Here is a 13,655-nt window from a genome sequence, read left to right on the forward strand (position 1 = left end):
GGATCGTCCAGAATTCAAGAGAGGCCGATCCCATAGCGCGCCATGTTGCAGTGCGAAAGTTTTCATTCGCGATGTTCACTTTACCCCGGTTCGCGCATGGGCTAGGGCGGGCTGGAAATTTCCAGTCATCGCATGGGGATGCGTCATGTTTCGATCATTTGTCTATACTATAGCGGCGTGCAGTGCGCTGGCTCTGGCGAGCTGCGCCAGCGTGTTTGACACGGCGTCCGCGCCGGACGTCGCTGCAAGCGAGCAGCCCGAGCGCGTGCTGATGATCGGGCTCGACGGGTTCCGCGCCGACTTCCTTGATCTCTATGATGCGCCGAACATCGAGGCGCTGGCCGAGCGCGGCGCCCGCGCCGAGCGCATGATCCCGGTCATGCCGTCCAAGACCTTCGTGAATTTCTACTCCATCGCCACCGGGCTCTATCCCGAGAACCACGGCATGACCGAGAATGCGCCTTACGACCGCGAGGCGCGCACCGGTTTCGTCAACCCGATGTCGGCCCAGGACCCGTTCTGGTGGCAGGGCGAGCCGATCTGGATCACGGCCGAGAAACAGGGGGTGGAAAGCGCGATCATGTTCTGGCTGGGCTCGGAGGTCGAGCATGATGGCGTGCGTCCGTCCATCTGGACGCCTTATCAGCATGACAAGCCCTATCAGGAACGCGTGGACGAGGTTCTGGCCTGGTTCGACGCGCCCTCTGAAGACATGCCGGGTCTGGCGGCGGTCTATTTTGATCGTGTGGACAGCGTCGCGCACCGCAATGGGCCGGAGAATGACGCCGTCGCCGAAGCGGTCGCCGAAGTGGACGGCTATGTGGGCCAGCTGGTCGAGGGCCTGCGGGCGCGCGGCCTTCTGGAGACGACCGACATCATCATCGTCTCTGACCACGGCATGGCCCAGCTGTCGGACGAGCGCATCGTGGCGGTGGATGAGTGGATCGATTTTGACCGGGTCTATTCCCCGCACATGGAAGGGCGCTGGGGCGCCGGCGCGCAGCCCTATATCTTCCTGTTCTCCGAAGAGGGCGAGGAAGCGGCCATCGACGAGGCCTTCGAGGCCATCAACAATTCGGGCAACGCGCATGTGGTCGCCTACAAGGCCCATGAGATGCCGGCCCATTATCATCTCGATCACCCGACCCGCGGTCCGGACCTGCTGGTGGTGGCGGATGCGGGCTGGTCGCTTGTGGCGCCGAGCCTGGAGCAATCGCCGCGCCGGATCATTCCGGGCAATCACGGCTATGACAATCTCGATCCGATCATGGGCTCGACCTTTGTGGCCGCCGGTCCGCGTTTTGACGGCGTGGGAATGGTCGCTCCGTTCGAGAATGTGAACGTCTATCTGATGATCGCCTGCGCGCTGGGCCTGGAGCCGGCCCGGACCGATGGCGATCCGGCCGAGGTCGCCCGTGTGACCGCAGGTCGCTGCCCGGCGCAGTAAAAGCCTCGCCCCAGACGGTCATCCCGGCTTGGAAGCGCGCGGAGATAGCGGTACGACTTAAAGGACCGCGCTCCGCGCGCATCTAAGTTTCTAAGGAGGCCGCCATGGCAGACGAACCGCATCGCATCACCTTCCTGGCCAAGACGTTTTCGGCGGCGGCGCTCGAATTCCATCGCGGCCGCATGGCCGAACGCGGCTATCGCATGGAAGGTCGCATCGAGCCCACCTCCTTCCAGATGATTGATGAGGAAGGCCGGACCGAGCCGGTCTTTGACGGCGAACCGCTGTTCACGGTCACCTTCATCAAACGCGAGGACTAGATTTTGGGCGATACCGACATCGTGTCTCACGAAGCGGTCGAGAAGACTTTCAAACGCGCCGCCAGCGCCTCTGAAGCGGTGGATCGGCTGTGCCTGTTGTTCGACGCCTCGGTCAAGGCGCTGCGCGACGAGTTGAAGATCTATCTCGATGGCGGACCGCCGCCGTCCGAGGCGGATCGCTTCGCCGGCGCTTTCGCCTATCCCGCCTTGCGCATCATCTATCAGCCGGACGGCGCCGTGCCGCCGATCAGCCGGGCTTTCGGCAAGTTTTCCGAAGCGGGCGTCTATGAGCAGACGATCACCCATCCCGAACAGTTCCGCCGTTATCTGGTGGAGCAGATCGAGCTTCTGTCCGACACCTATCCGGTGAAGATCGAGACGGGTCTGTCGGTGCAGGAGATTCCGTTCTCCTATGTGCTCGACGGCGCGGATGATCTGGATATGGACGCCGCCTCGCCCGCCGAGCTCGTGCGCCATTTCCCCTATGCCGATCTGGCCGGAATTGATGACGCCCTGCCCAATGGCGAGCGTCCCTCCATCCCCGGACGCCCCCGTCCGCTGAGCCTGTTTGACGCGGTGCGCACCGATTACTCGCTGCAACGCATCCGGCACTATACGGGCACGCCCTATGAGGACGTGCAGCCCTTCATCCTGTTCACCAACTATCATCGCTATGTGGATGCGTTCGTGGACTGGGCGGTGGAGCAGGTGAAGGATGACAATACCGATTATGTCGCGCTGTCGGCTGCGGGTTTCGTCAATGTGGACGCCAATACCGACGATCCGGTGGGCGAGATCAGCGCGGCGCCCTGGCGGCGCTTCCAGATGCCGGCCTATCACCTGAAGGCCAAGGATGGCCGGGGCATCACCCTTGTGAATATCGGGGTGGGTCCGTCGAACGCCAAGAACATCACCGACCATCTCGCGGTGCTGCGACCCGAATGCTGGATGATGATCGGCCATTGCGGCGGCCTGCGTCACTCCCAGCGTCTGGGCGACTACGTGCTGGCGCACGCCTATCTGCGCTATGACAGCGTGCTCGATCGCGATCTGCCGGTGGAGATTCCGATCCCGCCGATCGCGGAGATCCAGGTCGCCCTGCAGGAGGCGGTTGAAAGCGTCAGCGGCGATGACGCCGGCGAACTCAAGCGCCGTCTGCGGACCGGCACGGTGGTGACTTATGCCGACCGGAACTGGGAGCTGCGCTATAATCAGGAAGCGCGGCGCATCAACCAGTCGCGCTCCATCGCCGTGGATATGGAAAGCGCCACCATCGCCGCGAACGGCTTCCGCCTGCGGGTGCCGTACGGCACGCTGTTGTGCGTGTCCGACAAGCCGCTGCATGGCGAGCTGAAACTGCCCGGCGCGGCCAACCGCTTTTACGCCAAGTCGGTGTCCGAGCACCTGGCGGCGGGCATTGAAGCGGTGGAAATCCTCAAGCGTCAGGGGGCGGACGCCCTGCATTCGCGCAAGCTTCGCAGCTTTGACGAGCCGCCTTTCCGCTAGGGCCTAGCCCGCGTGTCCGGACGCCTGTGTGGCGGCCTGCTCTGCGGGTCGCCACATCACGTCCAGCGCAGCGGGCGGTTGCCCGTTCACGCTGGGCGCCGGGCGACCGATGAGATAGCCCTGAGCCTGCTCGCATCCCATCATGTTCAGAAGGTCCAGCTGGTCGGCGGTCTCCACGCCCTCGGCGAGGACGGGGATGTCGAGATTGTGCGCCAGCGTCACCACGGCGCTGATCACGGCGCGCGACCGGCCGCCATCGGACAGGCCGTCGGTGAACCCCTTGTCGAGCTTGATCTTGTCGAACGGGAAACGCCGCAGCGTCTCGAGCGCCGAATATCCCGTGCCGAAATCGTCCAGCGCCATGGACACGCCCAGCGCCTTGATCCGCCGCAAAACATTCAGCGACTGACCCAGATCATGGATCAGGGCGGTCTCGGTCAGCTCGATCTCGAGCTGGCTGGGGCTGAGCCCGGTCGAGACCATGGCCTGCAGCACCTTGCCCACAAGGTGGGGGTCATTGAGCTGTATGGCGGACAGGTTGATCGCCACCTTGGGCGCGCCCGGCCATTGCGACACTTCCTCGCACGTGGTTTCGAGCACCCAGTCGCCCAGACGCCCGATCAGGCCATTGGCCTCGGCCAGGGGCACGAATTCGGCGGGCGAGATCATCCCTCGCACCGGATGCGGCCAGCGCACCAGCGCTTCATAGCCGCAGACCTCACCGGATTTCAGGTCGATCTGGGGCTGGTAGAACATGCGCAGCTCGCCGGTTTCGAGCGCTGTGCGCAGATCCTGCGCCAGCTCGCGGCGTTGACGGACCGCCTCGCCCAGGGCGTGTTCGTAATGCTGGATGCGATTCAGCGGATCGGTCTTGGCCTTGTACATGGCCAGGTCCGCGTTGCGCATCAGGGTTTCACAATCGCGTCCGTCCTCGGGGTAGACGGCGACGCCCAGGCTGGCGTTGGTGACGATCTCGAAATCGGCGTGGCGGACCGGCGTCATGAAGAGCGATTCAATCAGCTTCAGCTCTTCGACCAGCTCGGTCTCCCCCTCTACCGGGAAGACGATGCCGAACTCATCCCCGCCCAGTCGGGCGGCGTACCCGCCCGGCCGTTCATGCCCGCGCAAGCGATCGGCGATGTCGCAGAGAACGGCATCGCCCGCCTGATGTCCCCAGACATCATTGATTTCCTTGAAGCGGTTCAGGTCAATGACGAGCACGGCGATATTCTTGCCCTTGCGGTTCTCGATCGCCTGTTCGACGAGCGCCGTGAAACAGGCGCGGTTGGGCAGGTCGGTGACGATGTCATGCAGCGCCAGGTGCCGCAGACGCCGATCCGTGCGTTCGCGCAGGCTCGCCTCCACGGCATAGCCCGCGCCACCGGCGCCCACGACCACTAGCGTGGTCACGGCGGTGGTCAGCGCCAGGATCTGGAAGGTGACCGGATCCAGCCCTTCGGACACGCCCAGGGAGACCACGGTCATGGCGCCCATGCCGGTGAAGTGCAGCGAGACCACGCCGATGGCGAGCAGACCGCCCGGAATGAGCCGGTGCAGACCCTTGTCGAATTTCTCGGAGGCTTCGAAGGCGAGGGCGCCGAAGAAGACGGCGAACACGACGGACGCGATGACATAGCGCATGTCCCATGCCACGATCGCATCCAGATTGTACGCCATCATCCCGGCATAGTGCATGCCGGTCACGGACACGCCGATCACAGAGCCGGCCAGGGCTTTGGCGAATGTGAATTTCAAGGTGGCCACATAGCAGCCGATCAACGCGCCGCACATGATGATCAGCGCGGAAAGCGCGGTTTCATCCACTTGCAGGCTGACCGTTGCGGAGGGCCGATAGCCCAGCATGGCGATGAAATGGGTTGACCAGATGCCGGCGCTCAGACAGGTGGCGGTGACCACCAGCCAGGCGACCTGGACGACGCTGTCGCTCTCTTCGCTCCGCCGGAGCAGGCGCATGCTGAGCAGGCAGCTGATCACACAGACCAGCCCCGCCAACAGAACGCTCGGGAGATGATGTTCGAATGCCAGGCAGGTCAGGACGCGCAATGAGTTCTCCTTGAGGATGAACTCTGTAACGTGCCAGTGTTAATTTGCACTTAGCCGCACAGACCTGTTTCGCTTCCCCTTGCTCATAATCTTATTCGGACTTAACTCAGCGCCATGACTGATCGTGTTCTGCCGCTCGCCGGCGTCTACAATTTCCGCCATTTCGGCGCCTATCCGCTCCAGTCGGGGGGGAAGGTGCGAGACCGCCTGTTTCGTTCGGGCCAGTTTTCCAGGGCGACGGAAGACGACGTCCAGACCCTGGCCGGCCTGAATATTCGCTATGTCGCCGATCTGCGCCGACCGCGGGAGCGCGAGGCGGAACCGTCCCACTGGGTGGATCATGACGGGGTGACGATACTCAGCTCCGATCATGCCGGTCACGCCGAGCCGCCGCATCTGGCCTTCCTGCGCGAGTCTGATCTGACGCTCGACAATATTCGCGGCTTCATGATGCAGACCTATCAGCGCTTGCCTTTCGACGCCGGCAACAAGGCGGTGTTCAAGGCCGGCTTTGAGGCGCTGGCCCAGTCCGACGTCGAGGACGGGTTTGTGGTCCATTGTGCGGCGGGCAAGGACCGGACCGGGATTTTCTGCGCCCTGCTGCTGACCGAGCTGGGCGTCGATCCCGAGGCCGTGCGCGAAGACTATCTGATGACCAACACGGCCGTGGACTATGACGAGCTGGCCCCCCGTTTCGCCAAGCGCATTCGCGACACGATGGGCCGGGATGTGGGGGATCGGGAAATCCGCGCCTTCCTGGGCGTCGAGGGTGACTATCTGACCACCGCACTGGACGCCATGGGAGATGTGTCGGGCTATCTTCGCAATGAGCTAGGCTTGAGCGAGACCGTGATCGCGCAATTGCACGAGCGGCTGAAAACTCCGTGAGTCCCGCCCCTGACCGGGCTTCGGCGCTGGGCTGGGTCGAGCCGGTCCAGGCCTTGAACGCCTTCGAGGCCGAACCCTATACGCTATTGCTGCACGGCGGCGGCCCACAGCCCTGGGGGCGCAAGAGCTATCTGTGCGCCTATCCGGATTTCATCGTGGAGGATGCCGATCCGGCTCGCGGCTTCGACCGGTTGAAATCCGGATTTCGACCCGCCCGCCAGCCCGACCAGCACGGCTTTGCGGGCGGCTATGCGGGCCTTCTGGGCTATGATCTCGGACAGGCCTTTGAAAAGACGCCCGCCAGCCCGCCGGGGCTGGGGCCATGTCCGGCTGTCGCCATGGGCTGGTATGACGCCGTTTTGGAGTTTGACCACCAATCGCGTCAGGTGCGTGCCTTGGGGCAGGCGGATGCGGCGCAGCGACTTGTGCGTCAGTTGAAGAACTGTCCTCGACGGCCCCTCCAGGCGCGAGGCCTGACGGGCGAGGCGCTCAGACAGGACTGGCCCGATAAGCGGTATCTGCAAGCGGTGGCGCGCGCCCGCGACTACATCGCCGCAGGGGATGTGTTCCAGGTCAATCTCTCCCATGCCTTCACCGGCCATGTTGACGGCGAGCATGCGCCCCTGTCGGTCTTTGAACGTCTGACAGCGCGCAGCGCCGCGGCTTTCTCCGCCTTTTTCAGGCTGAGCGCGGACCAGGTGATCGTGACCAATTCGCCGGAACGGTTTGTTCAGGTGTCTCGCGACGGCGCAGTGGAGACCCGTCCCATCAAGGGTACGCGGCCGCGCCGCGCCGATCCTGAACAGGACCGGGCCGAAGCCGAGGCCCTGGCGGCGTCCCTGAAGGACCGGGCCGAGAACCTCATGATCGTGGATCTGATGCGCAATGATCTGGCGCGGGTCTGTGAAGCGGGCAGTGTGAAGACGCCCGAACTGTTCAGCGTCGAGAGCTACGCCAATGTCCATCATCTGGTCTCGACGGTGCAGGGGCGGTTGAGTCCCGGGCGAACGGCATTCGACCTGATCCGGGCCACATTCCCGCCGGGCTCGATCACCGGCGCTCCCAAGGTGCGCGCCATGGAGATCATCGCCGAGCTCGAACAGCAGAGCCGGGGTGCCTATTGCGGCGCGCTGGGGTGGCTGGGGGCGAACGGCGCTTGTGATCTCAATGTGATGATCCGGACCGCAAGCCTGTTTCGAGCGGGCGGCGGCTGGGATGTCGAGGTCCGGTCCGGCGGCGCCATCACTATCGATTCCGATCCCGAGGCCGAGCTTGAGGAGACCCGCCACAAGGCGGCCGCTCTCAGGGGCGCGCTGGAGGACGGAGCATGAATCCGGTCTGGCTGAACGGGGAGCTGGCGCCGATAGACGCCGCGCGGATCGATCCGCAGGATCGCGGCTTTCTTCTGGGCGATGGCGCCTTCGAGACGATGCGCCTGGAGGCGGGCGAACTGCGGCGCTGGCCCCGGCACAGATTGCGTCTGACCCGGGCGCTCGAAGCGCTTGAGATCACCGCGCCGGACTGGAGCCGGATTGAAACAGGGATCGCCGATCTGGTTCAGGCGGTCGGGCTGGAGGCGGCCGTTGTGCGTCTCACCGTCTCGCGAGGGCCTCTGGGCGGCGGCATGACCGCGCGGTCCGGCGACACGGCGACTGTGCTGGCGACAGCACAGCCTGCCCCCGAGCGCCCGAGCGCCCTGTCTGCGCATCTGGTGGACGAGAGTCGGCGGGATGTTCGCAATCTCTCCAGCCGGCACAAGCTCACAGGTTACGCCGACATGCTGGGAGCGCGCCGTGCGGCGCATCGCGCCGGGGCGGACATCGCAATCGTGCTCTCCGGCGCGGGGCATGTGTCGAGCGCGGATAGCGCGAACCTGTTCTGGGTGAAGCAGGGCGTGGTCTTCACGCCCGCGCTGGCCTGCGGTTGCCTGCCGGGCACGACGCGAGCGGCCCTGATTGAAAGCCTGAAGGCGCGGGGCGTCGCCGTCGAAGAGGGCGCGTATTCTGCTGACCAGCTCGGCGATGCAGACTGGATCTTCGTCACCAATGCCGTGACGGGGCTGACCCCGGTGGCGGAACTGAACGGACGCCCGGCGCCGGCGCTCGGCGCGGATGTCGCGCTGTTTCGGGCGGTCTGCGACAGCGCGCTCTAGCCCCGGCGAACCCAGGGGCCGCGCCTTGGGCGCAGATAGGCGGTATCCGACAGGGTGATCGGCGTCTTCGTCAGCTCGCCCAGATTGGTCGCGAACCGGTAGTTCGCCTCGACCATGATGATCGAGTTCATGGGCGCCAGCAGCCCGTCCGGCAGGTCCGGCAGGCTGTCGGTGTCGAGCGCAGGCATGCCGTCGCCCTCGCTCCAGTCCACAAAGATCTCGCCATCCGCATCCATGCGAACAGACGTGATGCGCAGGCTCAGCGGGGCAGGGGCGAACGGGTTCAGGATGGCGTCCGCAGCGGCGTAGATGTCCAGCAGGTCTGCATCCGTAACGAAATCGTCCTGGGTGACGAGATCCGCCACCGAATTGGCGACCTGGGAGACCTTGCGGTCCGCAGTCAGACCGAGCGTGAGCTGGACCGAACCCAGATACAGCGCGATCATGAAGGGGGCGAGCAGGGCGAACTCCACCGCCGAGACGCCGCGCTCATCACGGTGAAAACCCAGACATTTGCGGATTAGCTGGCGCATGGCTTACTCGAAAGGCTCGTTCCGGAAGACGGCGGTCGCCGAGATCAGGCGCTTGTTTCCGCTCATATTGGTCATGCCGGACACCACGCCGGGCGCCATGAGCTGCCAGTCATAGAAGACGCGCACCACGACCACATCCCCGCCGCCGCCGGGATCGAAGGTGAAGTTCGTATCGTCGATCTCGCCATCCGCGTTCAGCGGGCTGGTCATCGAGCTGGAGGAAAAGGAGTCAAAGGTGCGCACATCGAGCTGGATGCGGCTGCAATCCGCCACCGAGCTGATCCGCTCGCAAATGGCGCCGCGAAAGTCTTCGACCGTCTGTCCCGATTGCTGCAGCTGGCCCGTGCGGATGCTGCGCGCGGCTTCGTTGACGCCATTCTCGATGATGGTTGAGCCCAGAAAGAACAGCGCCACTTCCAGCGTGGCGAAGATCAACAGGAAGAACGGCGCGGCGATCAGGGCGAATTCAACCGCCGCAGCGCCCTCGCGCGCACGATGAAACCGCGTGATGCGGTCCCTGATCCTGGCAGATGCTGACATCATTCATCCCTCAAACAGACGAATAATCTGTCAGACAGCGCTTAATGCCCGATGAAGCGGCGAGGTTAATTGGAGTTGGCCCCGGTGCGCGTGGTCTCGCGCTGCTGGCTCATTTCGGCAAACCAGTCCGCATCGTCGCCGATTTGCGGGATGGCCTGACAGGTCGGAGCGCAGACAAAGGTTTCCGGGCGGCTCTTGCTGCGGAACACCTGAACCGTCTGGGAGTCAGGCTGGGTCACCACAAGGTCGGAGGTGTAGAGCACCCGACCGGCCTCATCGAGGACAATCAGATTGGTGCGCCCGAAGACCTTGCCGGTCACAAAGAGCGTGCGGGAGTCATAGAGCATGGCGTCCGCAATGCCCGGATTGCCCACGATCACCCCGGAGGCGTCGCCCGGCAGACGGATCAGTCCCGCCTGGTCAGCGGTGACGACAAACTCCCGCGCCTGGGCGACGCCCAGACCCAAAGTCATCACAAGTGCGGCAGCGATCGCTCGAAAACCCATGACAGGCCTCTCTGTATATGGCTGGCCAGAGTATGGGGGCGGGCCGTGAAGGAAACCTAAACAGGCAGAGCATGCAGTCCGTCGCTTGCCAGACGGGTAGGGGAGGCGTAGTAGAGCGTGCTCTTAATGCCGCATTTATTTGTATTGATTTGCGCTGGATAGCGATATCTGGCGTTTACGCTTTATTCACCATGCTCTGCGTTTCGCAGATTTACAAAAAATAAAGCATGGATTTTTACCCGGTTTAAATCGTCTTCGGGTTTTACTCACCGTGCATTCAGGACGGGGCGGGACAAGTCTGCGATCCTGGGTCTGATAAAACCAAACGGAGTGGATGGGATGAAAAACCTGGTTTCGCGCTTTCTGAAAGATGAGTCTGGCGCTACTGCTATCGAATACGGTCTGATCGCCGCGCTGATCGCCGTCGTGATCATCACGGCCGTGACCACGCTGGGCACCAACCTCAGCACCACCTTCACCAATGTCGGGACCCAGCTCTCGACCGCCAACAGCGCCGGCAGCGGCGGTTCTGGCGGCAGCGGCACCTAAGCCGTTGCGCTGATCATCTGATCGCATGTCTGAAAAGCCGTCCCGGAAGGGGCGGCTTTTCTGCATTTGCGATCAGGTGCGAGCTGTTTGAAAAGCCTTAAGCATGACGGCCTAGGCTCCGCACATCGAATTGACGGATGCGGGCGCCAGCCATGATTTCAAATATCGCCCTTCTGGGCTTTGCCTTCCTGATGCTGTGCGCTGTCTGGTATGACGTGCGGAGCTTCACCATCCCCAACTGGGTGCCGGGGGCGCTGATTGCAGGCTGGGTCCTGGCGGCGCCGTTTCTGGGGCTGAGCTGGATGGATGCGGGCTTCTCGCTCCTGACCGGGCTGGGCGTGCTGGCTCTGGGCATGGCCTTGTGGGCGCCGGGCTGGGTCGGCGGCGGCGACGTCAAGCTGCTGGCGGCGGGCGCGCTCTGGTTCGGCTGGCCGGACGGGCTGGCTTTCGTGCTGATTGCGGTGGCGGCGGGCGGCGTGCTGGCGGTGATCCTCGTGATCCTGCGCCAGATGGCGCATCTGCTGCCCATCTCGTCGGACCGCCTGGGATCCACGGCGCTCGCCCAGGGCGCGCCGGTGCCTTACGCCATCGCCATTGCGGCGGGGGCTTTGCTTGTCTTGCCGCAAGCCCAGATGTTCGCCGTCTACACAGGCTAGTTAACGGTGTAATCACCGTGCATTAACGCGGCCTTGAGAATTATCGGCTCTGATGCCTGCTGACGCCTTGTGCGCAAAAGGGTTTTGGGGTCCGTCATGAATGCTGTCCGCCTGATCGTGCTTGCTGTCGCTGCGCTGGCGGCCGTGTTCGCCGCACTCTTCGTGCGCAGCGCCATGCAGCCTGCCGCCGCGCCGGCGCCCGTCGTGGTCGAACAGGCTGCGGCTCCCGAAGTTGTTCAGGTGCTGGTGGCGGCGCGCGACATGAGCCCGTCCTCACGCGTCAGCGGCGCGGATTTTCGCTGGACCAACTGGCCGGTCGAGGCCGTGATGCCGGCCTTCATCACACGTGAGGCGCGTCCGGACGCCATGGATGAGCTCAGCGGCGCCGTGACGCGCGCCGCCTTTGTGGATGGCGAACCGATCCTGCCGGGCAAGCTGGTTCAGCCAGGCGAGGCGGGCTTCATGGCCGCCGTCATTGATCCGGGCATGCGCGCCGTCGCCGTGCCGATCTCGGCGGAGTCCGGCGCCGGCGGCTTCATTCTGCCCAATGACCGGGTGGATGTGCTGGTCACGACCTCTGCGCGTGATATGGGCTATATCTCTGAAGTTCTTGTTGAAAATGTTCGCGTTCTCGCCATCGACCAGACCTATGTGGATGACGGCGAAGGCGTGGTGCTCGGTTCCACCGCCACGCTGGAACTGACCCCGCAACAGACCAGCTCGGTGGCTCTGGGCGTCGCCGAGGGCGATATCGTTCTGGCGCTGCGCTCGGTCGCTGATCGCGAGGGCGGCCCCCGCTTGCCCAATGGCGCGGACGACGAGGCGGGCGAGCGGCGCGGTCGTGAAGTGCGCATCATCCGCTATGGCGCCGAACAGCGCGTCGCGTTGGGAGGGACGCCGTAATGGCCCGCTTCTCTCAAACCCTCTGCGCGGCCGCCCTGATGGCGGTTGCCTGCGTGTGTCCGGCCGAGGCGCAACTCTCCGGCGGACGCACCGAGGCGAACAACACCCTGCAGGTCCATATTCGCGAACCCGGCGCCGGTCCGGCCTCCGAAAGTCTGCAATTGCCGCTGGGCCAGGCGGCCGTGATCCATCTGCCAGAGGATGCCGCCGACGTCGTCATCGCCAATGACGAGGTGGCCAGCGCCGTGGTCCGCACCACGCGCCGCGCCTTCGTGATGGGCCAGGCCGTGGGGCGCACCAATATCTTCTTCTTCAACGCCGACGGCGGACTGATCCTGGATCTCAATGTCCGGGTCGAACGCGACATCGCCGCCTTGCAGGACGCGCTTGACCGTTTCGTGCCGGAGGGCCGCATCCAGGCCGAAAGCATGAACGCCAATATCGTGCTGTCCGGGCAGGTTCCCTCCGCGGCGGCCGCAGACACGGCGCTTCAGGTCGCCCAGCGCTGGGTGGACACGCCCGAGCAGGTGGTCTCCTTTCTTACAGTGGAAGGGCGCGACCAGGTCACGCTGCAGGTTCGCATTGTCGAGATGGAGCGCACGCTGGTGCGCCAGCTGGGCGTCAATCTCAGCGGCGAACAGGCCTTTGGCGAATTCACGCCGACCGTGCGCACCGCCGCCACCAATGATCGCGGCGATCCGTTGTTCGACCAGAATGGCGCGCCGATCTACGAAGTCTATCAGCAGGGCCGCTTCCAGAACTCTGCGGGCTGGGGCACATCGAACGCCTTTGGCGTGGCGGGCGCCGCGCTGGGCGGGCTGACGGGCACTCTGGGCACTCAGAATCTGGTCGACGGTGTGCTGCAGAGCTCGATTTCCGCCACCCTCAATGCCCTCGAACGCGTCGGGCTGGTGCGCACCCTGGCCGAGCCGAACATCACCGCCATTTCCGGCGAGCCGGCGCAATTCCTGGCGGGCGGCGAGTTTCCCGTGCCGGTGGGCCGTGATCGCGACGGCAATGTCACCATCGAGTTCAAACCCTTCGGGGTCGGTCTGGGCTTCACGCCGGTCGTGCTCTCCGAAGGCCGTATTTCGTTGCGGGTCTCGACCGAAGTCTCGGAGCTGTCCAATGAGGGCGCCATCTCGCTGAACTCCCAGGTGATCACCGATGATCAGGGCAATGTCACCGGGACGGTTCAGGGCGTCACCATTCCGGCCCTGTCCGTGAACCGGGCTGAAACCACCGTGGAGTTGCCCTCGGGCGGTTCGATGGTCATCGCCGGCCTGATCCGCGAGGAGACGCGTCAGGCCATGGACAGCGTGCCGGGCATCGAGCGCATGCCGGTCCTCGGCTCGCTCTTCCGGTCGCGTGATTTCGCCAACAATGAGACCGAGCTGGTCGTGGTCGTCACGCCTTATCTGGTCGACCCGCTGAATCCCAATGATGTGGAAAGCCCGGCGGAGGGCTTCGCCGTGTCCTCGCTGGCCGCAGGCGCCTTTCTGGGCCGCCTGAACCGGGTTTACGCCGCGCCGGGCGCGCAGGTCGAGAACCGCGGTTGGTCGGGCCCCATCGGCTTTGTGCTGGAGTAGCT

At 64.4% G+C, this 13,655-nt stretch carries 14 protein-coding genes; 10 read left to right on the plus strand and 4 right to left on the minus strand.

Annotated features, from left to right (window positions below):
* The first annotated feature begins 145 nt into the window (after window positions 1–145).
* The 3 genes from B2Z70_RS10810 (at window position 146) to B2Z70_RS10820 (ending at window position 3,273) form a co-directional block, all read left to right on the plus strand.
* Window positions 146–1,447, plus strand: coding sequence for an alkaline phosphatase family protein (locus B2Z70_RS10810; protein ID WP_292983214.1), 1,302 nt, complete (start codon window positions 146–148; stop codon window positions 1,445–1,447).
* Between the two features lie 104 nt (window positions 1,448–1,551).
* Window positions 1,552–1,767, plus strand: coding sequence for a hypothetical protein (locus tag B2Z70_RS10815; protein ID WP_009803012.1), 216 nt, complete (start codon window positions 1,552–1,554; stop codon window positions 1,765–1,767).
* 3 nt (window positions 1,768–1,770) lie between these two features.
* Window positions 1,771–3,273, plus strand: a complete 1,503-nt coding sequence (locus tag B2Z70_RS10820; protein ID WP_292983217.1) for an AMP nucleosidase — start codon at window positions 1,771–1,773, stop codon at window positions 3,271–3,273.
* Between the two features lie 3 nt (window positions 3,274–3,276).
* On the opposite strand, the gene B2Z70_RS10825 is transcribed toward B2Z70_RS10820, so the two are convergent.
* The gene (locus tag B2Z70_RS10825) at window positions 3,277–5,337 is read right to left on the minus strand and encodes a putative bifunctional diguanylate cyclase/phosphodiesterase (protein ID WP_292983219.1); all 2,061 of its coding nucleotides are present in this window, start codon (window positions 5,335–5,337) and stop codon (window positions 3,277–3,279) included.
* Window positions 5,338–5,451: 114 nt separating this feature from the next.
* On the opposite strand from B2Z70_RS10825, the gene B2Z70_RS10830 reads away from it, so the two are divergent.
* From B2Z70_RS10830 to B2Z70_RS10840, 3 genes are read left to right on the plus strand one after another with little or no spacing between them, the layout of a single operon-like run.
* Complete coding sequence (locus B2Z70_RS10830; RefSeq protein ID WP_292983221.1) at window positions 5,452–6,225, plus strand: tyrosine-protein phosphatase; 774 nt, start codon at window positions 5,452–5,454, stop codon at window positions 6,223–6,225.
* Window positions 6,222–7,556 carry an aminodeoxychorismate synthase component I gene (gene pabB / locus B2Z70_RS10835; RefSeq protein ID WP_292983223.1) on the plus strand — a complete coding sequence of 445 codons (1,335 nt, stop codon included), beginning with the start codon at window positions 6,222–6,224 and terminating at the stop codon, window positions 7,554–7,556. Before B2Z70_RS10830 ends, pabB begins: the two co-directional genes overlap by 4 nt.
* A complete protein-coding gene (locus B2Z70_RS10840; protein WP_292983225.1) occupies window positions 7,553–8,377 on the plus strand; it encodes an aminotransferase class IV in 825 nt (274 codons plus the stop codon). Before pabB ends, B2Z70_RS10840 begins: the two co-directional genes overlap by 4 nt.
* Here B2Z70_RS10840 and B2Z70_RS10845 read toward each other — a convergent pair.
* The 3 genes from B2Z70_RS10845 to B2Z70_RS10855 all read right to left on the minus strand — a co-directional run bounded on the left by B2Z70_RS10845 (window position 8,374) and on the right by B2Z70_RS10855 (window position 9,956).
* Window positions 8,374–8,910 (minus strand): TadE/TadG family type IV pilus assembly protein, encoded by a 537-nt coding sequence (locus B2Z70_RS10845; protein ID WP_009803018.1) that lies wholly within the window; start codon window positions 8,908–8,910, stop codon window positions 8,374–8,376. The two genes, B2Z70_RS10840 and B2Z70_RS10845, sit on opposite strands and share 4 nt — an antisense overlap.
* Window positions 8,911–8,913: 3 nt before the next feature.
* Entirely contained in the window at window positions 8,914–9,453 is a 540-nt protein-coding gene (locus tag B2Z70_RS10850) for a TadE/TadG family type IV pilus assembly protein (RefSeq protein WP_206740509.1), read from the minus strand.
* Window positions 9,454–9,515: 62 nt separating this feature from the next.
* On the minus strand, window positions 9,516–9,956 hold the full coding sequence (locus B2Z70_RS10855) for a pilus assembly protein N-terminal domain-containing protein (protein WP_009803020.1): 441 nt from the start codon (window positions 9,954–9,956) through the stop codon (window positions 9,516–9,518).
* 339 nt (window positions 9,957–10,295) lie between these two features.
* Between B2Z70_RS10855 and B2Z70_RS10860 the strand changes: the two genes are divergently transcribed.
* The 4 genes from B2Z70_RS10860 (at window position 10,296) to B2Z70_RS10875 (ending at window position 13,653) form a co-directional block, all read left to right on the plus strand.
* Entirely contained in the window at window positions 10,296–10,505 is a 210-nt protein-coding gene (locus B2Z70_RS10860) for a Flp family type IVb pilin (protein ID WP_009803021.1), read from the plus strand.
* A gap of 152 nt (window positions 10,506–10,657) precedes the next feature.
* A complete protein-coding gene (locus tag B2Z70_RS10865; RefSeq protein ID WP_040612724.1) occupies window positions 10,658–11,161 on the plus strand; it encodes an A24 family peptidase in 504 nt (167 codons plus the stop codon).
* 96 nt (window positions 11,162–11,257) lie between these two features.
* The gene (gene cpaB / locus B2Z70_RS10870; protein WP_292983230.1) at window positions 11,258–12,064 is read left to right on the plus strand and encodes a Flp pilus assembly protein CpaB; all 807 of its coding nucleotides are present in this window, start codon (window positions 11,258–11,260) and stop codon (window positions 12,062–12,064) included.
* On the plus strand, window positions 12,064–13,653 hold the full coding sequence (locus B2Z70_RS10875; RefSeq protein WP_292983232.1) for a type II and III secretion system protein family protein: 1,590 nt from the start codon (window positions 12,064–12,066) through the stop codon (window positions 13,651–13,653). Before cpaB ends, B2Z70_RS10875 begins: the two co-directional genes overlap by 1 nt.
* The last annotated feature ends 2 nt before the right edge of the window (window positions 13,654–13,655 follow it).

This window comes from Oceanicaulis sp. UBA6590, assembly GCF_002433705.1.
Classification (GTDB): Bacteria; Pseudomonadota; Alphaproteobacteria; order Caulobacterales; family Maricaulaceae; genus Oceanicaulis.